This window comes from Streptomyces sp. AC602_WCS936 (assembly GCF_019049125.1).
Classification (GTDB): Bacteria; Actinomycetota; Actinomycetes; order Streptomycetales; family Streptomycetaceae; genus Streptomyces.
Genome location: NZ_JAGMUF010000090.1, coordinates 592,756 through 616,968 on the forward strand (window position 1 = coordinate 592,756; position 24,213 = coordinate 616,968).

Annotated in this window: 24 protein-coding genes and 1 pseudogene; 5 read left to right on the plus strand and 20 right to left on the minus strand. The window is 72.2% G+C overall.

The window, feature by feature from the left end; all coding sequences use genetic code 11:
• Positions 1-48: 48 nt before the first annotated feature.
• Both KUM03_RS28040 and KUM03_RS28045 read right to left on the minus strand, forming a co-directional pair.
• Entirely contained in the window at positions 49-1,980 is a 1,932-nt protein-coding gene (locus KUM03_RS28040) for a hypothetical protein (protein ID WP_217252600.1), read from the minus strand.
• A 76-nt stretch (positions 1,981-2,056) separates the two neighbouring features.
• A complete protein-coding gene (locus KUM03_RS28045) occupies positions 2,057-2,566 on the minus strand; it encodes a tetratricopeptide repeat protein (RefSeq protein WP_308406428.1) in 510 nt (169 codons plus the stop codon).
• Positions 2,567-2,704: 138 nt separating this feature from the next.
• Between KUM03_RS28045 and KUM03_RS28050 the strand changes: the two genes are divergently transcribed.
• Positions 2,705-3,136, plus strand: a complete 432-nt coding sequence (locus tag KUM03_RS28050; RefSeq protein ID WP_217252605.1) for a hypothetical protein — start codon at positions 2,705-2,707, stop codon at positions 3,134-3,136.
• A 75-nt stretch (positions 3,137-3,211) separates the two neighbouring features.
• Here KUM03_RS28050 and KUM03_RS28055 read toward each other — a convergent pair whose 3' ends face one another.
• From KUM03_RS28055 to KUM03_RS28095, 9 genes are all read right to left on the minus strand, one after another.
• Positions 3,212-4,720 (minus strand): DUF1996 domain-containing protein, encoded by a 1,509-nt coding sequence (locus KUM03_RS28055; protein WP_217252607.1) that lies wholly within the window; start codon positions 4,718-4,720, stop codon positions 3,212-3,214.
• Positions 4,721-4,854: 134 nt separating this feature from the next.
• Positions 4,855-5,508, minus strand: coding sequence for a response regulator transcription factor (locus KUM03_RS28060; RefSeq protein ID WP_217252609.1), 654 nt, complete (start codon positions 5,506-5,508; stop codon positions 4,855-4,857).
• A complete protein-coding gene (locus KUM03_RS28065; RefSeq protein ID WP_217252611.1) occupies positions 5,493-6,767 on the minus strand; it encodes a sensor domain-containing protein in 1,275 nt (424 codons plus the stop codon). The genes KUM03_RS28060 and KUM03_RS28065 overlap by 16 nt, the downstream gene beginning before the upstream one ends.
• 263 nt (positions 6,768-7,030) lie before the next feature.
• The gene (locus tag KUM03_RS28070) at positions 7,031-8,071 is read right to left on the minus strand and encodes an SDR family oxidoreductase (protein ID WP_217252614.1); all 1,041 of its coding nucleotides are present in this window, start codon (positions 8,069-8,071) and stop codon (positions 7,031-7,033) included.
• Positions 8,072-8,130: 59 nt separating this feature from the next.
• The gene (locus KUM03_RS28075; RefSeq protein ID WP_217252616.1) at positions 8,131-8,664 is read right to left on the minus strand and encodes a winged helix-turn-helix domain-containing protein; all 534 of its coding nucleotides are present in this window, start codon (positions 8,662-8,664) and stop codon (positions 8,131-8,133) included.
• Positions 8,665-9,017: 353 nt separating this feature from the next.
• The gene (locus KUM03_RS28080; RefSeq protein WP_217252619.1) at positions 9,018-9,947 is read right to left on the minus strand and encodes a hypothetical protein; all 930 of its coding nucleotides are present in this window, start codon (positions 9,945-9,947) and stop codon (positions 9,018-9,020) included.
• 114 nt (positions 9,948-10,061) lie between these two features.
• Complete coding sequence (gene glnII, locus KUM03_RS28085; RefSeq protein ID WP_217252621.1) at positions 10,062-11,093, minus strand: glutamine synthetase; 1,032 nt, start codon at positions 11,091-11,093, stop codon at positions 10,062-10,064.
• Between the two features lie 222 nt (positions 11,094-11,315).
• Positions 11,316-11,996: a hypothetical protein gene (locus KUM03_RS28090; RefSeq protein ID WP_217252623.1), complete on the minus strand. Its 681-nt coding sequence runs from the start codon at positions 11,994-11,996 to the stop codon at positions 11,316-11,318.
• 100 nt (positions 11,997-12,096) lie between these two features.
• Entirely contained in the window at positions 12,097-12,456 is a 360-nt protein-coding gene (locus tag KUM03_RS28095) for an arsenate reductase family protein (RefSeq protein WP_217252625.1), read from the minus strand.
• A gap of 174 nt (positions 12,457-12,630) precedes the next feature.
• Here KUM03_RS28095 and KUM03_RS28100 point away from each other — a divergent pair, with 174 nt between their 5' ends.
• Entirely contained in the window at positions 12,631-12,945 is a 315-nt protein-coding gene (locus KUM03_RS28100; protein WP_217252628.1) for a hypothetical protein, read from the plus strand.
• 155 nt (positions 12,946-13,100) lie between these two features.
• On the opposite strand, the pseudogene KUM03_RS28105 reads toward KUM03_RS28100, so the two are convergent.
• Together KUM03_RS28105 and KUM03_RS28110 are read right to left on the minus strand one after the other, a co-directional pair.
• Positions 13,101-13,898: pseudogene (locus tag KUM03_RS28105) on the minus strand (winged helix DNA-binding domain-containing protein); the annotation flags it as partial.
• A gap of 116 nt (positions 13,899-14,014) precedes the next feature.
• On the minus strand, positions 14,015-14,386 hold the full coding sequence (locus tag KUM03_RS28110) for a helix-turn-helix domain-containing protein (RefSeq protein ID WP_217252630.1): 372 nt from the start codon (positions 14,384-14,386) through the stop codon (positions 14,015-14,017).
• Positions 14,387-14,479: 93 nt separating this feature from the next.
• On the opposite strand from KUM03_RS28110, the gene KUM03_RS28115 reads away from it, so the two are divergent.
• On the plus strand, positions 14,480-15,319 hold the full coding sequence (locus tag KUM03_RS28115; RefSeq protein ID WP_217252632.1) for an SDR family oxidoreductase: 840 nt from the start codon (positions 14,480-14,482) through the stop codon (positions 15,317-15,319).
• A gap of 21 nt (positions 15,320-15,340) precedes the next feature.
• On the opposite strand, the gene KUM03_RS28120 is transcribed toward KUM03_RS28115, so the two are convergent.
• On the minus strand, positions 15,341-15,601 hold the full coding sequence (locus tag KUM03_RS28120; RefSeq protein WP_073722279.1) for a hypothetical protein: 261 nt from the start codon (positions 15,599-15,601) through the stop codon (positions 15,341-15,343).
• 182 nt (positions 15,602-15,783) lie between these two features.
• Positions 15,784-17,193 carry a type I glutamate--ammonia ligase gene (gene glnA / locus KUM03_RS28125; RefSeq protein ID WP_217252634.1) on the minus strand — a complete coding sequence of 470 codons (1,410 nt, stop codon included), beginning with the start codon at positions 17,191-17,193 and terminating at the stop codon, positions 15,784-15,786.
• Positions 17,194-17,446: 253 nt separating this feature from the next.
• Here glnA and KUM03_RS28130 point away from each other — a divergent pair, with 253 nt between their 5' ends.
• Positions 17,447-17,914, plus strand: a complete 468-nt coding sequence (locus KUM03_RS28130; RefSeq protein ID WP_217252636.1) for an RDD family protein — start codon at positions 17,447-17,449, stop codon at positions 17,912-17,914.
• A 90-nt stretch (positions 17,915-18,004) separates the two neighbouring features.
• On the opposite strand, the gene KUM03_RS28135 is transcribed toward KUM03_RS28130, so the two are convergent.
• The 4 genes from KUM03_RS28135 to lipB all read right to left on the minus strand — a co-directional run bounded on the left by KUM03_RS28135 (position 18,005) and on the right by lipB (position 21,183).
• A complete protein-coding gene (locus tag KUM03_RS28135; RefSeq protein WP_217252638.1) occupies positions 18,005-18,709 on the minus strand; it encodes a DUF4191 domain-containing protein in 705 nt (234 codons plus the stop codon).
• A gap of 81 nt (positions 18,710-18,790) precedes the next feature.
• On the minus strand, positions 18,791-19,006 hold the full coding sequence (locus KUM03_RS28140) for a hypothetical protein (RefSeq protein WP_217252641.1): 216 nt from the start codon (positions 19,004-19,006) through the stop codon (positions 18,791-18,793).
• Positions 19,007-19,274: 268 nt separating this feature from the next.
• Complete coding sequence (lipA, locus tag KUM03_RS28145; RefSeq protein WP_217252643.1) at positions 19,275-20,228, minus strand: lipoyl synthase; 954 nt, start codon at positions 20,226-20,228, stop codon at positions 19,275-19,277.
• A 154-nt stretch (positions 20,229-20,382) separates the two neighbouring features.
• Positions 20,383-21,183 carry a lipoyl(octanoyl) transferase LipB gene (lipB, locus tag KUM03_RS28150; RefSeq protein ID WP_217252645.1) on the minus strand — a complete coding sequence of 267 codons (801 nt, stop codon included), beginning with the start codon at positions 21,181-21,183 and terminating at the stop codon, positions 20,383-20,385.
• 234 nt (positions 21,184-21,417) lie between these two features.
• Between lipB and KUM03_RS28155 the strand changes: the two genes are divergently transcribed.
• A complete protein-coding gene (locus tag KUM03_RS28155) occupies positions 21,418-22,884 on the plus strand; it encodes a regulator (RefSeq protein ID WP_217252647.1) in 1,467 nt (488 codons plus the stop codon).
• A gap of 95 nt (positions 22,885-22,979) precedes the next feature.
• On the opposite strand, the gene KUM03_RS38600 is transcribed toward KUM03_RS28155, so the two are convergent.
• Positions 22,980-24,213: FG-GAP-like repeat-containing protein (locus KUM03_RS38600; protein ID WP_254399900.1), on the minus strand; the 1,234-nt coding region annotated here is incomplete at its 5' end.

A 24,213-nucleotide genomic window follows, 5' to 3' on the forward strand; every position in this document is an offset into this window, starting at 1 on the left:
CGGCCCGGACCGGGCACAGGTGTTCCGTGGTGCTCCCTACCGGCGGGGCTACCGCAGTCCGCTGATCGTCCGGCCGCTGTCCAGGGTGCCCTTCAGTTCGGCCTGCGCGCCCTGCTCGCCCTTCGCCGTCAGCACATTCCCGTCGGCGGAGTCGCTGATGCCGCCCGTCGCCTCGACCGAGCGCGTGTCGCGGTCGCCGGCGGCGAGCAGGTACCAGTGCCCGCCCTCCGACTTCCACAGCACCCCGGCCAGCACGTGCGGGTCGCGCTCGCCGCACGCCGGCACGTCCTGCGCCTTCGCCGCCACCGCGCCCTGGGCCCCGCCCGGTGTGCGGAACTGGGCCAGGACCCTGGCCCCCTCGCCCCGCCAGGTCTCGGCGCGGGTGCAGACCCAGTCCCCCGAGCCGCTGGCGTCGGGCAGGGGCTGCGCGGCGAACTGCCAGGCGTTCACCGACCGCACGCCCTGCCCGCGCACCGCGCCGAGCGAGCACGCGTACGGCGCCCAGTCGGCCCGCGCCCCGGCCCCGGCGACGTCCTTCGCCGCACCGGGACGGCCCGTGGTGAGGCGGGCCGGGACCAGCTCGCCGAGGTCGGTCGCCAGCCGGGTGTCCGAGCCGTCGGTCAGCTCCAGCACGTTCCAGGACGTACACGCCCCGGACTGCTGCTGCACCGGGCTGGCGAGTGGCGACGTCACTCCGTCGGTCAGCGTCAGGGCGCGGGCGTCGGAGTCCGGGTCGGCGAGGTCCCGTACGGCGGCCTTCGTCACCCAGGGCGCCGTCAGATAGCGGACGTTGCCGTCGGCCCGGCCCAGGACCACCGCGGTGGCCTCGGCCCGGCCGGCGCCGTCGGTGCGCGCGAAGTCCAGGGCGGCGCCCGCCGTGCCGTCCTTCGGCTCGGCGTACCGGGCGAGGCGCAGACCGTCGTGCAGGATCACCACGCGCGCGTTGTCGACGGTCCCGGCGTACAGCAGCTGGGGCGGGCCCGAGGGGCCGCCGGTCGGGGTGCCGGGCGTCGCCGAGACGCCCACGCTCTCGCCGGGCCGCGCCCACACGGCGAGGGCCCGGCGCAGCAGTTCCTCGTCGCCGGTGAGGTCGCCGCGCGCCGGCCACACCGAGAAGTCGGTGCGCGCGGACGTCTCCCAGGCGGCCGGGGCGGCCTTCGTCAGCTGGGCGGGGTCCAGGGCCGCCTCGGCCGCCGGGTTCTGCGCGTACGGCGGGGCGGCGGCGCCGTCGGGTCCCCAGCCGTCGCCGGGCATGCCCAGCAGCGTCCCGCACACGACCAGGGCCGCCCCGGCGACCAGCGCGGCCCGCGTGTGCTGGCGGCGGCGCATCAGGTCGGTCGGCCGGGCCTGCAGCGAGCAGGGGTCGAACTCGGACGAGGTGAGCAGCGCGTACTGCGCGGGCACCTCGTCGGCCTCCCGCAGCGCGGCGTCCGCGTCGACGACCCCGGCGGCTTCGAGCAGCTGCCGTACGTCCGGGTCGGGGAGCTGCTCCAGGCCCCGCAGCACGTAGGCCGCACGGCCGGGCGCGGAGAGGGCGGACAGTCGCTGGTCCAGGGCGAGTTCGTCGGCCCCGCCGGAGCGCGGGAAGAGCTTGAGGCCCCGCACCTGGGGCAGCAGGGGCGGCAGCTGGGACCGCTTGGGCCACGCACGCCGCTTGAGCGGGCGGCCGGCCTCCAGCGCCGCACGGACCACGCGGAGGCGGACCAGCGCGTACCCGGGGTCCACCTCGCGGCCGGTCGACTGGGCCGGGATCACGGGCGTCGTCGTCCGGTTCCGGGGCAGGGCGCGCTGGGTGAGGGAGTGCGCGGACAGGACGCGACGGCCCCGGCCGAGGCCCGGCGGCAGCACCAGGTAGGCGAGCCGGGCCAGGCGCGGATAGTGCTCGACGAGCGCGGCCTCGGCCTGCTCGACGTCGACGACCGGGTCGGCCGGGGTGGCGGAGGACGGTGCGGGGCGCGGGGCGACATCCTGTGACTGCACGTTCAGCAGAACGAGCGAATCGGTGGATGGTCACCATGCCCAGGTCAGTTCTGGCCCCGCCTCAGTCCTGCCCGGATCAGTCCTCGGGTTCCACCAGCGCCCGCGCATAGGCGGCCATCGAGCGCTGGTAGCGCGGCAGATGGGGCGCGAGCGCGCCCAGCACCAGCGACAGCCCTTCACGGTCGCGGCCCATGCTCGACAGGCACAGGGCGAGCGTGGCGCGCACGGCGTCGTCCAACTCGTCCGACGGCGCCAGCAGTTCCGGCGACAGCAGCTTGACGCCCTCCTCCGGCTCGCCGATGTTCCGCAGCGAGCTGGAGAGCTGGATCTTCGCCCGGCGGCCCTTGTAGCGGCTGACCTCGCCCAGCCCGCGCTCCAGTGCCTCGCGGTAGAGCGGCACGGCCCGGTCGGAGCGGCCGGTGGAGTCCCAGGCGCAGGCCCGCTCGAACAGGCCGAGCGGACTGCCCGCCGGCAACTCGTCGGCGAGGGCGTCGATCAACGCGCGGAAGTCGGCGGCACCGTCTTCGGCGTAGTCGTCGACCGTCGCCCACGCGGCCGTCACACGGTCTTCCCAGTCCTGGTCCACGGCGCCACTCTCGCACGGGCGCACTCGGAACGACACCGGGGATTCTGAATGGTTCGCGCCCCGCGGCCGTATCGATGGGCGAGAGCCCCTCGCCGGGGGCTCCGTGCGGCATGTCGCCGGAACGGACCGGAGGAACACATGAGGCTGACCCGACCGATGCTCGCGCCGGCCGCAGCGGCGGCGGTACTGGCGCTGACCGGCTGCGGCTCCGACGGGGACGGCGAGGCGGCCGTGCCCGAGACCGCGACCGGCAGCCTGGAGCACCTGGCCGCCGAGGCGAAGTGCGAGCCCGACATGCAGACCGACGCCGACACCATCCGCCAGGCGCTCTGCGAGAAGGGCGACGAGAAGTACGTCCTCGCCACCTTCGCCACCGACCGCGGCCAGCGCGAGTGGATCAACACGGCCAAGGACTACGGCGGCTATTACCTCGTCGGCCGCAAGTGGGTCGCCGTCGGCCACGAGGACGTCGTGGCGGACCTGCGCGGACGGCTCGGCGGCACCCTGGAGCAGGGCACCCAGCACGGCGGCGGCAGTCATCCGGCGGGGCACGGCGGGCACGACGGCTGACCTCGGACCGGGACGCGCAAGGGGCCGGTGACGGGTTTCTCGCCACCGGCCCCCTGCACGCGCTGTGGTGGGGAACTACTGGCAGTCCTCCCCGCTGTTGATGCAGTCGACCACCTCGTTCATCAGCTCCTCGTCCATGACGTTGATGAAGTCGTTGTGGTCGGTGATCGGCTTGTGCAGCTGCTCCGGGAAGCTGTCCACGGCGTACGGGTTCTGCACCTGACCGTTCTCGATGGTCGGGGTGGGGATGTCGTACACCAGGCGGACCTGCAGCTGGGGAATGGCCTGGAAGCCGTTCGGGCAGCCGCCGTCCTCCTGCACGAAGGCCATGTGGTCCCGGTGGTTGGCGCTGTCGATGTTCTCGCCGTCCCAGCAGCTCTGGAAGTTCGACGTGCGCACCACCTGGCTGCCGTCGGGGCAGAGCGGGTACTTGTCGGTGACCTGGCGGTCCTCGAAGCCGGTGCAGCTCCACGAACTGTTGGCATTCGCGTCGCCGTTGGTGAAGGACTTGGCGTCACCGGTGATGATCCGCAGGAACTTCGGCATGGCGACCACGTCGCTCTGCTGGTTGCCGACGAACTTCAGCTCGGCCTGGGCCGGCTTCAGGATCCGGCCGACGTTGCCCTCGGCGCCGCCGCCCAGGTCGTTCGCGTCGAACTCCTCCGTACCGTCCTGGAGCCGCAGCACCGGCCAGTAGTACGTGGACTTGTCGCCCTGGTTCTGGCACGAGGTGTCCGCGTCGGCCAGGTCCTCGTCGCTGGAGAAGGCGTCGTTGTCCTGGTTGCCGACGTAGTCGTGCACGTGGTGCGCGCCGTTGTCGACGCCGGGGGCGGCGATCAGGTTGTCGCTGTTGAACAGGTTGTTCTCGTTGACACCGCAGTCCGAGGTGAAGGTGCCCGTGGAACCGCCGTCGCCGTTGGCGGCCAGACCGTTCTCGCTGTCGCGGGAGTTCGGCTCGACGTCCATGATGTCGATGAAGTCGTCCGCGACCGGGCCCGCGGCGCCGTTGCCGTTGTCGTCCTGGTTCTGACCGCCGTCCTGACCCTGGCCGTCCCCGTTCTGACCGTCGCCGTCCTGGCCGCCGTCGTTCTGGCCGTCGCCGTTCTGCGGCTGCTGCGCGGGCTGTCCCTGGCAGCCGGCCAGGCGGTCCAGGTCGTCGTCGGCCCGGCCGCCGGCCCGGTTGATCTCCAGCTGGATCCGGTCGATGATCGCCTTCCGCCGGTCCTTGAGCGGGCCGAGGATGGTGTTCTCGACGAACCGCGGGTCACCCGTCTGCGCGCGCCGTGTGGTGGCGAGGCGCTTGTAGGCCTCGGTGATCTGGCTGTCCATCGTGGCCAACTCGCCGTCGACCTCCCCCCGCGCGCGGTCCGGCACGTCGGACAGCTCCTGGCCGACGTCGGGACAGTCGATCGTCGCGACCTGCGCCGCGGCCGACCTCGTCCGGTTGTGGGCCGGATTCTCCTCGTGCGCCGAGGCGTAGAAGTTGGCCCAGACCAGCCCGCCCCCGCCGACCGCCAGGGCCGCCGCCCCGGCTACGACCTTGGTGGCCAGCGGCGTACGGCGTTTTCTCGTGTTGCGTCCCATGGAACTCCTCTTTGACTTCCTTGCGGGGCATCGAGGGCGCCCGACAGGAGTGAAGCGGCTCCCTTCCATACGGAGGCCGTCCCAGGGGTGTTCAGTCGGCTGCGGAATTGACGGGTCCTGTGCGGCGGGTGAGGTCAGTGGCCGCGGTCCAGATAGGCCAGAACCGCCAGCACACGGCGGTTGTCGTCGTCCGAGACCTCGAGGCTCAGCTTGGCGAAGATGTTCGCCGTGTGCTTCGCGATGGCCCGCTCCGTGACGACCAGCTTCCCGGCGATCGCCGCGTTGGTCCGGCCCTGCGCCATCAGCTCCAGCACCTCCAGCTCCCGGGGCGTGAGCCGCTCCAGCGGCCGGTCCGCCGCCGCCCGTCGGCTGAGCAGCTGCTGGATGACCTGCGGGTCCATCGCGGTACCGCCCGCCGCCACCCGCCGTACGGCGTCCACGAACTGCTCCGCGTCGAACACCCGGTCCTTGAGCAGGTACCCGACCCCGCCGCTGCCGTCGGCGAGCAGTTCGCGCGCGTACAGCTGCTCCACGTGCTGGGACAGGACCAGCACCGGCAGCCCCGGCCGCTCGCGGCGGGCCTGGAGCGCGCACTGCAATCCCTCGTCGGTGAGCGTGGGCGGCAGGCGCACGTCGACCACGGCGACGTCCGGCTCCAGTTCGGCCAGCGCGCGGGACAGCTCGGGGCCGGTCTCGACGGCCGCGGCGATCTCGAAGCCGTGGGCCTCCAGGAGCCGGACCAGTCCGTCGCGCAGGAGGAACAGGTCTTCGGCTAGGACAACGCGCAAGGGATCTCCACGGTGACCATGGTGGGGCCGCCCGCGGGGGAGCTGACGGCCAGGACGCCGTCGAATGTACCGAGTCGCCGCTCGACCCCGGCCAGCCCCGACCCCGCGCCGATCACCGCGCCGCCCTTGCCGTTGTCGGTGACGCTGACGCGCAGCCAGCCCTCGGCGTGGTGCATGTCGATCCAGATCCGGTCGGCGCCGGAGTGCTTGACGGCGTTGGTGAGGACCTCGCTGACGGCGAAGTAGGCGGCGGACTCCACCGGCGCCTCCGCGCGGCCGGGCAGCTCCACGTCGGTCTCCACGGTGACGGGCAGCCGCAGCGCCAGCGCCCGTACGGCGTCTCCCAGACCGCGTTCGGCGAGGACCGGGGGGTGGATGCCGCGCACGAGTTCGCGCAGCTCGGTCAGGGCGTCGGCGGAGGACTGCCGGGCCTGGGCGAGCAGTTCCCGGGCCTTCGCCGGGTCCTTCTCCAGCAGTGCCTCGATGGTGCCGAGGTCCATGCCCATGGCGACCAGCCGGGCCTGCGCCCCGTCGTGCAGGTCGCGTTCGATGCGGCGCAGTTCGGCGGCGGAGGTGTCGACGGCGTCCCGCCGGGTCTCGGTCAGCACGCGCACCCGCTCGGCCAGCTCGGCCTGGCCCGAGCCGAGGACCGCGCCGGTGAGACGGAAGTGGGCCTTCAGCAGGAGCGGGGTGAGCCAGGCGGCGGCGACGAGGAGGACGGCGCCCAGGGCGGCGGCGTAGAGCGCGGTGGTCTGGTCGGTGACGGGCACGAAGCCGTACCAGTAGGTGTCGTCCCAGAGCCGCCACAGCCCGGCCGCGATCGCGAACCCCTCCAGTGGGTAGACCGGCAGCGCGAAGGCCAGCAGCGCGGTGACGAAGCCCGCCGTCATGTCGACCGGGAGCCAGATGAAGTCCCGCCAGGTCGCCGGGTCGGCGAGCATCCCGAAGGTGCGCGCCCACGGGTTGGCGCCCTCGGGCAGCGGCCGGTACGCCCGCTGGATGCGCACCCCGCCCCACTCGGCGGCGAGCACCCGCCGCCAGTCCGCGAACATCCGCACGCCGGTCAGCACCCACGGCGTGGTGACGATGCCGATCCCGATCGGGATCAGAGCGATGGACACCAGGGTCAGGCAGAAGCAGAGCACCGCGCCGGGCAGGGTGATGAACGTCAGCGCCAGTCCCCGCGCGGCCGACAGGGCCATGGTCCGCGTCCGGTTCGGCCGGGTCCCGCGGCCGTCGTTCTTCGTCTCGATGTCCATGGCGTCAGTCTCGCCGAGCCGACGGACGCGGGTCACGGGGCTGAGCCCCCTGGTCCGGGGGTGTTGCCAGGTACACCTCTCGGACCGGTCGGTGCCTTCCGTCGGTGCCTTTCGGCCGGGTCTGTGAGCCGTCGGCCCGGGGCTGCCGGCCGGGCGGCGCGGGGTTCACGCCGGTCGCGTCCGTCGGGGGGGGCGGGGCGCCCCGAGCCGGGGCGGTCCGGGACGGGCCTGCCCGTGCCGGGGGCCCCCGAGACGGTGCGGTCTCAGTTGCGGTCCCGGTCGGGGCCGCCCCCGCCGGGACGTCCCTCGTCCGCCGCGAGCAGCTTCGTCTCCGTCTCCGGATCCAGGCCGACCGGCGGCCGGTCCGGGCGCTGCGGGGCCGTGCCGCCGATGCTCCGCAGCCAGGTCCAGGTGTCGGTGACCGTGTCGTCGGCCGGGCGGCAGCTCAGGCCCGCGGCCAGGGCCCGGGAGACGTCGGCGGTGTGCAGCGCCTCGTGCAGGTCGCTGCCGGGCGGTGTCCACACGGGCAGCTGCGTCCACGGTTCGATCCCGGCGGCCAGGACGGAGTCCGGGGCGGTCCAGCACAGCTCGGCCGCGCCGCCCGTGGCCGCCACGCAGGCTTCGAGCAGGGCGCCCATGGTGGTGTGCCCCGGCGGGGAGACCAGGTTGTACGGCCCGTTCAGCTCCCGCTCCACCGCCCCGAGGACCCAGTCGGCGAGGTCGCGTACGTCGATGTACTGGAGCGGGAGGTCACGCGGGCCCGGCGCGAGTACCGGACCGCCGCGCGCGACGCGGTTCAGCCACCACGGCAGCCGCCCGATGTTCTCGTACGGGCCGAGGATCAGCCCGGACCGGACGAGCACCGAACGGTCCGCGCCGAAGGCGTCCAGGACGGCCAGCTCGGCGCCCCGCTTGTCCCGCGCGTAGTCGCTCTGCCCGGCGTCCGCCGAGGCGCCCTCGACCAGCGGGGCGTCCTCGGTGTACCCGGCGGGCGGCGCCCAGGCGTACACCGAGCAGCTCGACACGTACACGTACCGCCCGGCGCGGTCCCGCAGCAGCCGCGCCGAGTCCCGCACCGCGCGGGGCGCCCCCGACCAGGTGTCGACGACGGCGTCCCACGTGCCGTCGCCGGCCAGGGCGGCGAGCCCGTCCGGTGCGGTGCGGTCGCCGTGCAGCGCGCGCACGCCGGGCGGCGGGGCATGCCGCCCGCGGTGCAGGACGGTCACCTCCCAGCCGCGCCCGAGCGCACTCTCCACCACGGCCCGCCCCACGAACTCCGTACCGCCCAGCACCAGTAGCCTCATGCCGGCCACTGTGCCCTCCGGAGGCCGTCCGGGGAACGCCCCTCTGCCGACGGCAGAGCTCAGCTTCCGGCGGGCGGCGCGTACTTGTAGCCGACGCGCCGCACGGTCTGGATCGTCCGCCGGTGCTCGGCACCGAGCTTGCGGCGCAGCCGGGCCACGTGCACGTCGACGGTGCGCCCGTCGCCGACGTGGCCGTACCCCCACACCGTGCTGACCAGCTGGTCGCGGGTGTGCACCCGGTGCGGATGCGCGACGAGGTGGGCGAGCAGCTCGAACTCCAGGTAGGTCAGGCCCAGTTCGCGCCCGGCCACGGCGGCGGTGCGGCGGGCGGTGTCGATCCGGACGAGCGGGTCGCGGTTCCGGTGGTGGGCGCCGCCCGGCGGCGGGAACGGCGGCTGCCGGTCGGCCGGGACGAGCACCAGGTAGCCGACCATCGGAGGCCGTCCCGGCAGTGAGGGAAGGGCGTGCGGGGGAGCGGGCAGCCAGGTCGCGCCCGGCGGCAGGAGGCCGGCGACGTCCACCACCTCGTCGCGGTCGATGGCGGAGACGGGGGAGTCGAGGGTGACGGTGGTCAGGGAACGAGGGGTCGCCATGAGACGTCAGCTCTTTCGCGCGAGAGGTTCGTCGGGAGGGGCGACGGGCGCGAATCGTGGTCGGGCGCGTCGCGGGACGTACGTCGGACGCGCCGGCCGAAGGCCTGGGGTGTACGGCTTCCTAGCGGGCCGGCGCGGTCGTCGTGCGGCAACACACCCGGTCGAAGTCGTCGTGCTGACGGGAAGGCCAGAAGGGCTCCAGGTCATGGCGACCCGTCGCTGCGTACTTCCGGAAGCCGACCATGGGCCCATTGAAGCAGACACCGGCCCGCGGCAGGAGCCCGCTTCTCGCTGCGTGGACGCCGCTGCCCGCCGCTGGACACCACTCCGGCGCGAAGTCGACGCCGTACCGGTCACCCCACCAGCCGTTTGCGCCAGTCCAGCGGCGTGACGGTGATGGCTCTGCCCGGATCGCCGTTCCACTCCGTGGACAGCCCGGCCGCCGTGAAGGCCGCCACGACCTCGCGCCCGACCGCGGTGGTCGTCTCCTCGGAGCCGTCGAAACCGCCGTAGTGGAGGGTCACTCCGTACCCCTCGGCCGCGGCCTCCGTGCTCTGCCGGTGGAAGAAGACGAAGCCCCGCGCCCCCTCGCGCTCCGCGCCTATCTCCGACATGCCGCAGCCGCGGCAACAGGTGAAGTTCTCCCGGGCGGTGACGCCGGCCGCGTCCAGCGTCCCGAAGACGCGGGTGAGCCGGTCGGGGTCGGTGGTCTCGTCGCCCCACGCCTCCTGCTGCGCCAGCCGTTCCAGCCACAGCCGGTCCACCAACTGCCAGGCCTGCGCCCTGGACACCGGCCGCTCGTCGTCGGCGTCCGCGACCAGGTACTCCTCGGCGATCTCGACCAGGGCCTTCCGGCTGTCGTACCCGCAGCGCAGCCGCTCCCGCAGCACCCGCTCGACGTCCTCGCGCACCTGGTCCGGCAGTTCGGGAACCTCCTCCTGTGGCCCGAGGTCGATCGGTGCCCAGTCGACGCCGGAGTCCCAGCCGGGCTCCTGTCGCGCCCAGCCGGTCAGGAGGTCCGCCACCCGGTCGGGGTCGTCGAGGTCCGTTCCGAAGAACTGGTTCCTGGCGGCCCGGTGCTCCAGCCGGTAGGTCCCGCCCTCCTCGTGCCACACCTGCACGAACACGTCCGGGAGGTCCGGTATCCGCTGGACGACCAGGAACCGGTCGCCGGTGCCCCCGATCCGCGCCACCAGCTCACGCAGCCGGGACGCCGGAATGCGGGCGTGCGTCTGCCAGTTCTCCGTCTCGACCCTGATGGCGAGGTCCCCGTCGGTCTCCATGCCCCCACAGTGCCACGCACCACTGACAACGCGATCACCGAACGGTCGCGGGGCAGCGCGAAGGGGGCGTCCACCGTCGTGGTGGACGCCCCCTTCAGGCGATCGTCGGCCGGATCAGACCTGGCCGGCCTTCTCCAGCGCCGCGCAGCAGGTGTCGACGAGCAGGCGGGTCACCACGTACGGGTCGACGTTGGCGTTGGGACGGCGGTCCTCGATGTAGCCCTTGCCGTCCTTCTCGACCTGCCACGGGATGCGGACCGAGGCGCCGCGGTCCGAGACGCCGTAGGAGTACTCGTTCCACGGGGCGGTCTCGTGCAGGCCGGTCAGGCGGTCGTCGATGCCGGCGCCGTAGTTCTTGACGTGGTCCATCGGCTTGGAGCCCTCACCGAGCGACTCACAGGCGGTGATGATCGCGTCGTAACCCTCGCGCATCGCCTTGGTGGAGAAGTTGGTGTGCGCGCCCGCGCCGTTCCAGTCGCCCTTGACCGGCTTGGGGTCCAGGGTCGCGGAGACCTCGAAGTCCTCGGCGGTGCGGTAGAGCAGCCAGCGGGCCACCCACAGCTGGTCGGAGACCTCCAGCGGGGACAGCGGGCCGACCTGGAACTCCCACTGGCCCGGCATGACCTCGGCGTTGATGCCGGAGATGCCGAGGCCGGCCTTCAGGCAGTTCTCCAGGTGGGCCTCGACGACGTCGCGGCCGAAGATCTCGTCCGAGCCGACACCGCAGTAGTAGCCGCCCTGCGCGGCCGGGAAGCCGCCCTCCGGGAAGCCGAGCGGGCGGGCGCCCTTGAAGAAGGTGTACTCCTGCTCGATGCCGAAGATCGGCTCCTGCGCGGCGAACCGCCCGGCGACCTCGGCCAGCGCGGCGCGGGTGTTGCTCGGGTGCGGCGTCATGTCCGTGTCGAGGACCTCGCACAGCACCAGGATGTCGTCGCCGCCGCGGATCGGGTCGGGGCAGGAGAAGACCGGCTTGAGCACGCAGTCCGAGGAGCTGCCCTCGGCCTGGTTGGTGGAGGAGCCGTCGAAGCCCCAGATCGGCAGCGCGTCCACGCCCGCGGGGGCGTCCGTGATGATCCTCGTCTTGGAACGGAGCTTGGCCGTCGGCTCGGTGCCGTCGATCCAGATGTACTCGGCCTTGAAGGTCACGGGGACACATCCTTCGGGGTGGTCTGGGCGCACTGCGGGTGCTGCGGCGCTGCGGCACCGGTGCGCCGCTCCTGCTGCCGTGCAGCGTGCCAACCGGCGATTTCCCGTCCGTTGCCCGTTTGTGAACCCCGTGTTACCTGGGTGCGGTGTGGTGCGTCTCTCACCGCTGCCGGCCGGCCACCGCCACCCCCGCACGGTCGCCGGCCGGTTCGTGACCGGGTCTCAACCGACCTTCTCGATCAGCGCCCGCCGGATCAGGAACTTGCCCTCCTCCCGGACCTGCTCGAACGCCGCGTTGTTGAGCAGCACGCAGCTGCCCGACACCGAGGAGACCTCCACCGTCGTGGACTTGGCGTTGTCGAGGTTGGTCACCTTGAGTCTGGTGCCCACGGGGAACTGGTTGCTGGACGCGGCGGGTGCGCCGCCCTCGCCGGAGAGGGTGACGGTGGAGCCGTTGCACACCTGCTCACCGGCGCCCTGTCCGGCGGCCTCCTGGCCCGCTTCCTGTCCGGCGTCCTGGCCCGCCTCCTGTCCGGCGTCCTGGCCGTCCTGCGGCGGCTGTGCGGGCTGGGAGTCCTGAGCCGACTCCCCGACCGCGCACCCGGACGCCTCCTGTTTGCGCTCGATCTCCGCGATGACGGCCTCGCGGTTGGCGATCCTGGCCTCCGACTGCGCGTCGGGGTCGGCCCGCTGGCCTTCGATGAAACGCTGGTTGTTGCCGAGCGCGGTGGCCAGACCCTGGCAGACGGAGGAGTCCTGGGCCGTCCTGGTCCGCGCGTTCTGGTCGGTCTGCGCGGCGTTCGAGGCGTTCGCCATCACGAAGGCCCCACCGCCCGCCACCGTCGCGGCACTGACCAGGAGTGCGATCTTCTTCTTCGTGCCGAGAGTTCTCCTGCGCGACATGCGCGCCTCCTGAAGAGGTAGGGGAGCGTACGCGGCTATGTACGGAATACCGAACGGAGTTGCTCAGCGACGACGCCCCTACGCGCGAGTAACCTGCGCCCTACCGGGACAGAGCGTCCCGAACCGCCTCGTCCGTGCGGCCCACGACGGCCGTTCCGTCGTCCGCCGTGATGATCGGACGCTGGATCAGCTTCGGGTGCTCGGCGAGTGCCGTGACCCACCGGTCGCGTGACGTCTCGTCACGGGGCCAGTCCTTCAGGCCCAGTTCCTTCGCGGCGGCCTCCTGGGTGCGGGTGATGTCCCAGGGTTCGAGGCCGAGGCGGGTGAGCACCTCACGGATCTCGTCCTCGCCGGGTACGTCGTCCAGGTAGCGGCGGACGGTGTAGTCGGCCCCCTCCGCGTCGAGCAGGCTGATCGCGCTGCGGCACTTCGAACAGGCCGGGTTGATCCAGATCTCCATGGCGCACACGGTAGCCGGAGGGTGCGGAAACTCGTTCACCCCGTGCGTCACAGTACCCCCGAAAGCCCTTGTGGCCAGGGGCTTTTGTCAGTGGTGGGCGGTAAAATAGAAGCAGTGTTCGAGGGTGTCGCCGGGAGGTCCGGACGGCGCCCTGACCGCGACAGGAGGATGCCCGTGCCCGCTGCCGCACTGAAGTCGAAGCCGTTGCCCACCCAGTCCACCGCCAAGCGGCCCGTCCTGCTCGACCTGCCCTACGAGCCCGTGGAGAAGCGTCCGCTGCCGGCGGGCCGCCCCCGCGAGTGGTACATCACGCACAACCGCCGGCTCAAGGCGATGCGGCTCGCCATCGCCCTGCTCGACTCCGGCGTCTACCTGGCCGACCAGGCGCGCGACGAGAGGATACGGAGCGCCGCGCTGACCATCGGCGTCCACCCGCCGTCGGACACCACGTGCCACATGGTGCGGGCGTTGATGCGGTACTCGCGGTGAACCTGGCGCCGGGCGCCGTGTCTTCTCGCGGTGCCCGGCGCTCGTGTTGCCGTCCCTGGGGGCTGCCGCCCCCAGGCCCCCCGCTTCGGCCCTGAACGGGCCTCGTCCTCAAACGCCGGACGGGCTGATCTTGCCGACCGGCGCCGAGCGGGACCCTACGCCGACAACTCCCGTTCCAGCGGCGTTCGGAAGCGGGGGGTGATCCGGGTCGTGCCCATCCAGGACGCCAGGCGCTCCGCCTCGGCCGCGAGCGCGCTTTTCGCGTCGCGGCCGATGCCGTCACCGTCCAGGACCCGCCAGACGATCTCGCCGTCGGCCCGCTGGGCCCAGCCGCCGACGACGCGGCCGTTCCACCACACCGTCGGCCCGACGTTGCCGCTGCGGTCGAAGAGCATCGGCCGCAGCTCGGGCGCGAGATACCAGTCCCGGTGCCGCCAGCCCATCGCCGTCGGGTCGAGGGCGGGCAGCAGCGCCGCCCACGGCTGAGTCGCCCCGGTCGCCGAACCGGCGTCCCCCGCGACGACGTACCCGGTCCCCTCGTACAGGGACACCGCCTCCGCGCCGACCGCGGCCAGCGCCCGGCGCACCTCGGTCACCCGCCACCCCGTCCACCACTTCAGGTCGTCCTCGGTGGCCGGCCCGCACGCGGTCAGCCACCCCCGCAGCAGCTCCGCCTGCGCCTCGCCCGCGTCCAGCTCGGGATGGTCGGGCGCCGGCGCCCAGCGGAACTGGCTGGACGTCCACGAGCCCAGGGGCCGACCCCGCACCACCTTGCCCTCCACGCCCAGCACCTTCAGCAGCCGGGTGGAGACGGTGTGCACGCCCTCGTAGCTCTTCCCGGCCGCGTAGACGAACCGCTCCTTCAGGCGCGGCTCGTCCCGGGCCAGCTCGGCGGCCGTCGCCTGACCGCGCCGGGCCAGCGCGGCCAGTGCCGACTCCTCGACCTCCGCGAGTGCCGTCGTCCGCCGTCACCCATGCAGGCCCTCCGCCCCTTCGCCGCGCCCTCGATGCGTGTCCTCGGTACGTGTCTCGGTAGGGACATGGTGCCCGGCACCACTGACAGCGGAGGCTAGGCGGCGTCGGGCGCCGACAGCCGCCGGGTGATCCGGTCGAACAGCTCCGTCAGCGGCTCGCCGACGTCCCGGCCGAACTCGGTCAGCCCGTACGTGACCTGCGGCGGCGTCGTCGGCTCGACCTTCCGCCAGACCAGGCCGTCCTCGACCAGTGCGCGCAGGGTCTGGGCCAGCATCTTCTCGCTGATGCCCTGGATGCTCTCGCGCAGCTCGTAGAACCGGAGGTCGTTGTGGCGCAGGGAGATCAGCACCCAGACGCCCCACCTGCTGGTCACGTGGTCGACCACGTCCCGCGCCAGGCAGTCGGTGTGAAACACGTCATACCGCTCGCCGGTCTCGACCCGCCTGTGCTGCACACCTTCCGTCATGTCATGAGCTTACCTCCAGGTATGCCCTTACCAAGAGTTAGCTCCCGCTCCTAGCGTGAACGTCCTCAGAGCACATCCGACAAGGAGCTGATCATGATCGTGGTGACCGGGGCGACCGGGAACATCGGCCGGCCGCTGACGCGGGCGCTGGCGGAGGCGGGCGAGCAGGTGACGGCGGTGTCCCGGCACCCGGCGGCGGTGCCGGACGGCGTCCGCCACCGGGTGGCCGACCTCGCCGAGCCGGCCGGCCTGCGGCCCGCGCTGGCCGGGGCGAAGTCGCTGTTCCTGCTGCTCTCCGGCGATCTGCACGCCCTTGGCGCCCACCCCGCCGACATCGTCACCGAGGCCGCGGACAGCGGGGTCCGCCGCATCGTCCTGCTCTCCACGCTCGGCGTGGTGACCAGGCCCTTCGGGGCGACGCGGATCGCGATGCGCGCACTGGAGGACACGGTGCGGGAGTCCGGCCTGGAGTGGGCCGTGCTGCGACCGGGCGGCTTCGCCTCCAACGCCCTGTGGTGGGCCGAGTCCGTCCGCGCGCAACGGGTCGTCGCGGCGCCCTTCGGTGACGTCGGGGTGCCGGTGATCGACCCGGCCGACATCGCGGCAGTGGCGGCGGCCTGCCTGCTGGAGGACCGGCACACCGGCGGCGCGTACGAGCTGACCGGCCCGGAGGTGATCACTCCGCGCGGGCAGACGGAGGCCCTCGCGGCAGCGCTGGGCTCGCCCGTGGCCTTCCACGAGCTGACCCGCGACGAGGCCAGGGCCGCCATGGCCCGGAGCATGCCGGCGGAACTCGCCGACGACACCCTGGACATCGTCGGCAACCCGAGCCCGGCCGAGCAGCGCGTCAGCCCGGACGTCGAGCGCGTCCTCGGCCGCGCCCCGCGCCCCTTCGCCGACTGGGCCGCCCGCAACGTCGCCGCGTTCCGCTGAGACCGGCGGCACCGGGCAGTACTAGTAGGGCGCCCGGAAGTTGATGTAGCCGAGCAGCACGATCACCGCCGCGACGCAGCCGAGGACCACGGCGGTGGACACCCACGACGACCGGCGCCGTGAGCCCACGTGGTCGGGGTCGGCGCGGAAGGGGACCGGGCCGGGAGGGTTCTCCTTCCAGCGCGCGGCGAGCATCCGGGCACGCGCGGAGGGCTCCTTGTGCTCGGCGCCGTCCGCCCACTTGATGTCGAACTCGCGTTCCTCGTCGTCCCGCTCGGACATGTCCGGTGCCTCTCCCCGTCCCCTGACTCGAACAACAGTCTCAGTGTCTATGATCCCGGGCCGGGTTTCCCCTGTGAAGCTTTTCGGCCAACGACCGGTATGACGACGGCGCCCCCCGCCCCCGGGGACGGGGACGAGGGGCGCCGGACGGACCGCGTGGCGATCAGGGAGATCAGGCACGATCACACGTCGAAGTACATCTCGAACTCGTGCGGGTGCGGACGCAGCTGCAGCGGCGCGATCTCGTTCGCGCGCTTGAAGTCGATCCACGTCTCGATCAGGTCCGGCGTGAACACGTCGCCCTGGAGGAGGAACTCGTGGTCGCTCTCCAGGCGGTCGAGGACCGCACCGAGGGAGGTCGGGACCTGGGCCACGTTCGCGTGCTCCTCGGGAGCGAGCTCGTAGAGGTCCTTGTCGATCGGCTCGGCCGGCTCGATCTTGTTCTTGATGCCGTCCAGACCCGCCAGCAGCAGGGCCGAGAAGGCCAGGTACGGGTTGCCGGAGGCGTCCGGCGCGCGGAACTCGACGCGCTTGGCCTTCGGGTTCGACCCGGTGATCGGGATGCGCATCGCGGCGGAACGGTTGCGCTGCGAGTACACCAGGTTGATCGGCGCCTCGAAGCCCGGGACCAGGCGGTGGTAGGAGTTCACCGTCGGGTTGGTGAAGGCCAGCAGCGACGGGGCGTGCTTGAGGATGCCGCCGATGTAGTAGCGCGCGGTGTCGGACAGGCCGGCGTAGCCCTGCTCGTCGTAGAAGAGCGGCTCGCCGTTCGTCCACAGCGACTGGTGGACGTGCATGCCCGAGCCGTTGTCGCCGAAGATCGGCTTCGGCATGAAGGTCGCCGTCTTGCCGTTGCGCCAGGCCACGTTCTTGACGATGTACTTGAAGAGCATGAGGTCGTCGGCGGCGGCGAGCAGCGTGTTGAACTTGTAGTTGATCTCGGCCTGGCCGGCGGTGCCCACCTCGTGGTGCAGGCGCTCCAGCTGGAGGCCGGAGCGCTGCAACTCCAGGGACATCTCGGCGCGCAGGTCGGCGAAGTGGTCGACCGGCGGGACCGGGAAGTAGCCGCCCTTGTAGCGGACCTTGTAGCCGCGGTTGTCCTCCAGGGCGCCGGTGTTCCAGGCGCCGGCCTCGGAGTCGATGTGGTAGAAGGACTCGTTCTCGGCGGTCTTGAAGCGCACGCTGTCGAAGACGTAGAACTCCGCCTCCGGACCGAAGAACGCCGTGTCGGCGATGCCGGTGGAGGCGAGGTAGGCCTCGGCCTTCTTCGCCACGTTCCGCGGGTCGCGGGAGTACTGCTCGCCCGTGATCGGGTCGTGGATGAAGAAGTTGATGTTGAGGGTCTTGTCCCGGCGGAACGGGTCGACGCGCGCGGTGGACAGGTCGGGGCGCAGGGACATGTCCGACTCGTGGATGGCCTGGAAACCGCGGATCGAGGACCCGTCGAAGGCCTGCTCGTCGTCGGGGTCGAACGCCTCGGCGGGCAACGTGAAGTGCTGCATGACGCCCGGCAGGTCGCAGAACCGGACGTCGACGAACTTGACGTCCTCGTCGGCGATGTACTTCTTGGCGTCGTCGGCGTTCTGGAACATCCAGCTCCTCCTACTCCCGACCGTCCCGCCGGGGTGGTAGATCGTTCGTGCGGCCAGTGCGGGTGGCACACGCTTCCTCGACCCTAGGGACGGGTGATTTCTCGGGCGTGACCCATTTGTTTCGCAGAAGTTAACCGGCTCCGTTCCAGCGTAGGCCTCATCCGGGCCCGTCACACCCCGCCGTGCGCCCTCCCGGCCGCCCTTCGCGCACCCTCCGTCCTTGGGGCATTCGGGGGCGCAGTACCGTGGTCGGGTGGACAACAGGCAAGCAATCGGATCGTGGCTTTCCGGGCCGCGTGCCGCCATCGAGGAGTCCGGTGCGGACCTCGGATACCGGGGCGAACAGCTCGGTCTGCCGGAGGAGGGGCCGGGCTCGATCGCCCGCCCGGGCCGGCGGATCGGCGCCCTGGCCGTCGACTGGGCCCTGTGCCTCCTGATCGCATACGGCCTGATCACGGACGGCTACGGCCAGGCGACCAGCAACTGGGCCCTGCTGATCTTCTTCGTGCTGAGCGTGCTGACCGTCGGCACGATCGGCTTCACCCCCGGCAAGCGCCTGTTCGGCCTGCGCGTGGTCGAGCTGGGCACGGGCCGCCCGAGCCCGCTGCGCGCCCTGCTGCGCTCGGTCCTGCTGTGCGTCGCCGTCCCGGCCCTGATCTGGGACCGCGACGGCCGCGGCCTGCACGACCGGCTGGCGCGCACCGTGGAAGTACGGGTCTGAGGCACGACGACGCCGGTACGGCGATGGGGGCACCCGGATCAGTCCGGGTGCCCCCATCGCCGTACCGGCGCGTTGCCGTGGGTCGCGAGGTCAGCGCTGTCTGGGGTTGCCGCCCTTGGGCATGCGCATGCCCTTCGGCATCGGGCCCTTGGGGAGCGGCATGTTGCTCATCAGGTCGCCCAGGGCGCGCAGCCGGTCGTTGGTCACGGTGACCTGCGGGCCGGAGAGCACGCGGGGGAGCTTGAGCATGGTGGTGCGCAGCTTCTTCAGCTCGACCTGGCCCTCGCCGGTGCCCACGATCAGGTCGTGCACGGGCACGTCGGAGACGATGCGGTTCATCTTCTTCTTCTCGGCGGCGAGCAGGGACTTCACCCGGTTCGGGTTGCCCTCCGCCACCAGCACGATGCCGGCCTTGCCCACCGCGCGGTGCACCACGTCCTGGTTGCGGTTCATCGCCACCGCGGGCGTCGTCGTCCAGCCCCGGCCGACGTTGTCCAGTACGGCCGCGGCCGCGCCGGGCTGGCCCTCCATCTGGCCGAAGGCCGCCCGCTCGGCCCGGCGCCCGAAGACGATCGCCGTCGCGAGGAAGGCGAGCAGCACGCCCAGGATGCCGAGATAGATGGGGTGACCGACCAGGAAACCGATCGCGAGGAAGACACCGAAGACGACGATGCCGACACCCGCGAGTACAAGACCGATCTTCTTGTCGGCCTTGCGGGTCATCTTGTAGGTCAGAGCGATCTGCTTCAGTCGCCCGGGGTTCGCAGCGTCCGCTGCAGGTTCCTTCCTCGCCATGGCACGAAGTCTACGTGCCCCGCCGAGCGCCGACGACGGCAGTGCCCGGCGTGCGGGGAGGCGGGACGTCGGGGGCCGGGATCAGGGGCGGCCGGCGACGGACTGCCGCAGTACGCGCTCCGTCTCGATCCGGTCCTTGGCGCGGCGGCGGTCCTCCAGCACGGAGGTCCACGCGTTGCGCCGGGCGGTGCGCTGACCGCCGCTCATCAGCAGCGACTCGACGGCCCGCAGGGCGGTGGTGAACGACGGGATGGCGGTGGCGCGGACGGCGGTGGCGCGAACGGGCGCGGCCTGCATCGTGGAGGTCCCCCCTCGGTACGGCTCCGGGTACGGAGACGGGTGTACGTGGCGTGATACCAGGGTCACTGATTGGTGTTACCAGGGCGTGACCCGCCGGTCAAACGGACATGAAGCCGCGATGCCGGGGGCCGCAACGACGCCGCGGCCCCGACCGGTGCCCTCATCTGCGAGGACGGTCGGGGCCGCGGGATATCGGCCATTACTGGCCGGTAGCAGCTTGTGCGTGAATTCACACGCTCGCCGGACGGCGGCCCGGCGGGGCGGATCAGACGGTGGCGGTCCGGCGCTGCTCCATGGCCATCTGGTACAGCCGCCCGGCGCGGTACGAGGACCGCACCAGCGGGCCCGACATCACGCCCGAGAAGCCGATCTGCTCGGCCTCCTCCTTCAGCTCCACGAACTCCTGCGGCTTGACCCAGCGCTCCACGGGGTGGTGGCGCACCGACGGGCGCAGGTACTGCGTGATGGTGATCAGCTCGCAGCCGGCCTCGTGCAGCTCCTTCAGCGCCTCGCTGATCTCCTCGCGGGTCTCGCCCATGCCGAGGATCAGGTTCGACTTCGTGACCAGACCGTAGTCGCGGGCGTCCGTGATGACCTTCAGCGAGCGCTCGTAGCGGAAGCCGGGGCGGATGCGCTTGAAGATGCGGGGGACCGTCTCGACGTTGTGCGCGAAGACCTCGGGGCGGGAGTCGAAGACCTCCCGCAGGAGCTCCGGCACCGCGTTGAAGTCGGGGGCGAGCAGCTCCACCTTGGTGCGGCCGTCCTCGCGGTCCGCCGTCTGCTGGTGGATCTGGCGCACCGTCTCCGCGTACAGCCAGGCGCCGCCGTCCGGGAGGTCGTCGCGGGCGACGCCGGTGATGGTGGCGTAGTTCAGGTCCATGGTGACCACGGACTCGCCGACGCGGCGGGGCTCGTCGCGGTCGAGCGCCTCGGGCTTGCCGGTGTCGATCTGGCAGAAGTCACAGCGCCGGGTGCACTGGTCACCGCCGATGAGGAAGGTCGCCTCGCGGTCCTCCCAGCACTCGTAGATGTTGGGACAGCCCGCTTCCTGGCAGACCGTGTGCAGGCCCTCGCTCTTCACGAGGTTCTGCATCTTGGTGTACTCGGGGCCCATTTTCGCCCGGGTCTTGATCCACTCGGGCTTGCGCTCGATGGGGGTCTGGCTGTTGCGGACCTCCAGGCGCAGCATCTTGCGTCCGTCGGGTGCGACTGCGGACACGACCGGCTCCCTAGCGATTGATTCTTCGGCGACCTTCAGGGTACGCCCGTTGTTTTGATGCCCGGCGAGGGTGCTGGCCTTGCTGGGGGCTGCCGCCCCCAGGCCCCCGCTTCGGCCTGAACGGCCTCGTCCTCAAACGCCGGACGGGCTGTTTTTATGCCGCCGGCGCCTTCTCGATCACTCGCGGCTTCAGTTCCGCGTTCTCCAGGACGTCGCGCAGGTGGCGCTCGGCCACCGGCAGGACCTCCTCGATGGTCACGTCGCGGCCGAGCTCGCCCGCCAGCGAGGCGACGCCCGCGTCGCGGATGCCGCACGGGATGATCCGGTCGAACCACTTGTTGTCCGGGTTCACGTTCAGGGCGAAGCCGTGCATGGTGACGCCCTTGGCGACCCGGATGCCGATCGCGGCGATCTTGCGGTCCTCGCGGCGCTGGCCGGCGTTGGAGGGGGCGTAGTCGGGGCCGTTCAGACGGGGGTCGAACTCCTCGTCCGTGAGGCGTGGATCGAAGTCCAGGGAGAGTCCGCCGAGCGCGGGGCGGCGCTCGACCGGGTCACCGAGGACCCACACACCGCTGCGGCCCTCCACCCGGCTGGTCTCCACGCCGAACTCCGCGCAGGTCCGGATCAGCGCCTCCTCCAGCCGCCGCACGTGCGCCACCACGTCCACCGGGCGCGGGAGCTTCTGGATCGGGTAGCCCACCAGCTGGCCCGGCCCGTGCCAGGTGATCTTGCCGCCGCGGTCCACGTCGATCACCGGCGTGCCGTCCAGCGGACGCTCGCTGTCCTCGGTGCGCCGGCCGGCGGTGTAGACCGGCGGGTGTTCGAGGAGCAGCACGGTGTCGGGGAGCTCGTCGGCGAAGCGTGCGGCGTGCACCCGGCGCTGCTCGTCCCACGCCTCCTGGTACTCGACGCGATCGGCACCGAACCCCATTCGGACGAACCGCAGCTCACTCACGGCAATGCCTCCCCGGAAGGTCGTAAGGCACGAAGCGTGCCCACGCCACTGTACGACCGCCCGCACGTCGTCAGCCGGGCGGGCAATCCTCACACGATCGGATGAATGCCGGTCGAAGTGTGCGATCGTGCGCTTACTCTCCGCTACATTCGCGCCGTTCACGAGGCCATAAGGGCTGCTCACAGGCGCTCCGGGCACATCGAACGCCCGGAAGGCAGGAGACCGCACCGCACCATGACGGAACGACCCGCGCAGCGCACCCCCAACCGCCAGCTCGCCGCGCTCATCGCCGAAGCGGGGTTCTCGAACGCGGGTCTCGCGCGTCGCGTCGACCAGCTCGGACTCGAACACGGCCTGGACCTGAGATACGACAAGACGTCCGTCACCCGGTGGCTGCGCGGCCAGCAGCCCCGCGGCACCACCCCGGCGCTGATCGCCGAGGTCTTCACCCGGCGCCTCGGCCGCCGCCTCAGCGCGCAGGACCTCGGCCTCGACGCCTGCGCGCCCGTCTACGCGGGGCTGGAGTTCGCCGCCACCCCGGAGGAGGCGGTCGACATCGTCGGCGGGCTGTGGCGCAAGGACTCCGGCAGCCACGCCGAGCTGCGCAAGATCGCCTTCACGCCGGCCGGGCTGGTCGTGCCCAGCCGGGACTGGCTGATCGGGCGGGCCGACGAGAAGGTGGCCCGCGCCGAGGTGCCCGTCCGCATCCCCGCGCAGGGCCGCCCCGCGATGCCCAGGGGGCCCGTGCCGCTCGACCCGGCCCGCCGGCGCGCACCGGCCGCCGACCGCGGCCCCGGCCAGAAGGTCACCGGCGGCGACCTCGCCGCGCTGCGCTCGGTCGGCGAGCTGTTCCGCAGCCTGGACGACCGGTACGGCGGCGGGCACGCCCGGCAGGCCCTCGTGCGCTACCTGGAGCACGAGCTGGAGCCGATGCTGCGCGGTACCTACGGCGAGCAGACCGGCCGCCGCCTGTTCGCCGCCGCCGCCGACCTGACCCGGCTCGCGGGCTGGACGTCGTACGACATCGCCGCGCACGGCCTCGCCCAGCGCTACTTCGTCCAGGCGCTGCGGCTCGCGCAGGCGGCCGGGGACCGCGCGTACGGCTCGTACGTGCTGGTCACCATGAGCCGGCAGGCCGTCTACCTGGGGCACGGGCGCGAGGCCGTGCAGCTCGCGCGGGTGGCGCAGCAGGGGGTCGGGACCTCCGCGCCGCCGGTAGTGCAGACGCTGCTGCACGCCGCCGAGGCGCGGGCGCACGGCGTCCTCGGCGAGGTGCGGGCCTGCACCGCCTCACTGGTCCGGGCCGAGCGCGCCCTGGAGGCCGCCCGGCCCGGCGACGAGGTGCCGCACTGGGCGCGCTTCTTCGACGAGGCGCAGCTCGCCGACGAGTTCGGGCACTGCCACCGCGACCTGCAGCAGTTCCGGGCCGCCGCCCAGTACGCGGAACGCTCGCTGCTGCTGCGCGCTCCCGTGTACGCGCGCAGCAGGCTCTTCTGCCGGGTGGTCCTCGCCACCGCCCGCCTGGGCCTCGGCGAACTCGACCAGGCCTGCCAGCTGGCCGCCGAGGCGGCCGGACAGGCGGCCGAGATGAGGTCGGCGCGGGCGGCGGAGTACGTCCGCGACTTCGAACGGCGGCTGGAGCCGTACAAGGACGCGGCACCGGTACGGGGATACCGCGACAAGGTCGCGGCGCTCGGGTAGACCGGGGCGGCCGCATACCGGCCGCATACAGCCGTGGGCACGCTGCTCCGCCGGTGACGGCGGGGCAGCGTGCCCACGGGGCCGCTCGCAGGGACTCAGGCGGGGTTGTTGTAGCGCTCGATCGCGTGCATGCGGTCGAAGTTCCAGCCGTCCGTGGCCTCCCAGCTGTGCAGCGGGGAGTTGAGGGTGCCGTCGGCCTTGGCGGTCCAGGTGATGGTCTTCACCCTGCCGTCCGAGTAGCCGTAGAGGGTGGCGAGGTCGTCGCGGCCGTCGCCGTCGTAGTCGCCGGTGACGATCTTCATCTGGTCGCGTGTGTAGTTCCCGGCCGCGGTGTTCCACAGCTCGGTGCGGTTGCCGAACTTGCCGGCGGCGTCGGCGGTGAAGCCGATCACGGCGTCGTGGCCGTCGCCGTAGTCGTACCAGGCGGCCAGGTCGTCGCGGCCGTCGCCGTCGAAGTCGCCGGAGTGGAGGCTGGCGGCGTCGAAGTTCCAGCCGGTGCTGCTCCAGCCGTGGACGGCCGTGTTGTCGAAGCCGCCGTCGGGCGTGGTCGGGAAGGTGATGAGCTTGACCTCACCGGTGGAGTAGCCGTACAGGGCTGCGAGGTCGTCGCGGCCGTCACCGTTGTAGTCGCCGGTGGCGAACTTCATGCTGGAGGCCGTCCAGCCCTCGGTCCGGGTGAAGGACGAGAAGGGGTTGGCGAAGCCGCCGTCGGCCTTGGCGAGGAAGGTGTGGAGCTTGTCGCTGCCGTCGGCGTAGTCGTACCAGACGGCGACGTCGTCGCGGCCGTCGCCGTCGAAGTCACCGGAGTTGACGGTCATGCGGTCGAAGTTCCAGCCGTCGGTGTCCTTCCAGGAGTGCAGCGAGCCGTCGAAGTGGCCGCCGCCCCGGCCGAGCCAGGTGATCAGGCCGACGTCGCCGTTGCTGTAGCCGTAGAAGGCGGCGACGTCGCCGAGGCCGTCGCCGTTGAAGTCGCCGGTGAAGCGCTTCATGTTCTCGGCCCAGTAGTTGCCGGCCGCGGTCTCCCAGCCGTGCACGGGGCTGTCGAAGCCGCCGTCCGCCTTGGCGAGGAAGGCGTGGATCTCGTCGTGGCCGTCGCCGTAGTCGTACCAGTCGGCGAGGTCGCTGCGGCCGTCGCCGTTGTAGTCGTGGCGGACGACGGTGCCGGCGGCCCACTGGGAGGCGCCCTGGGCGTCGTGGACGACGAGGTTGCCGCGGTCCTGGAGGACGGCCCTGCCGCCGGCGGCGGTGGTCTTCGACTCCCACAGCACGGTGCTGCCGTCGGCGTCGACGACGGTGAGGTTGCCGGTGTCGGTGAAGCGGGCGGTGGCG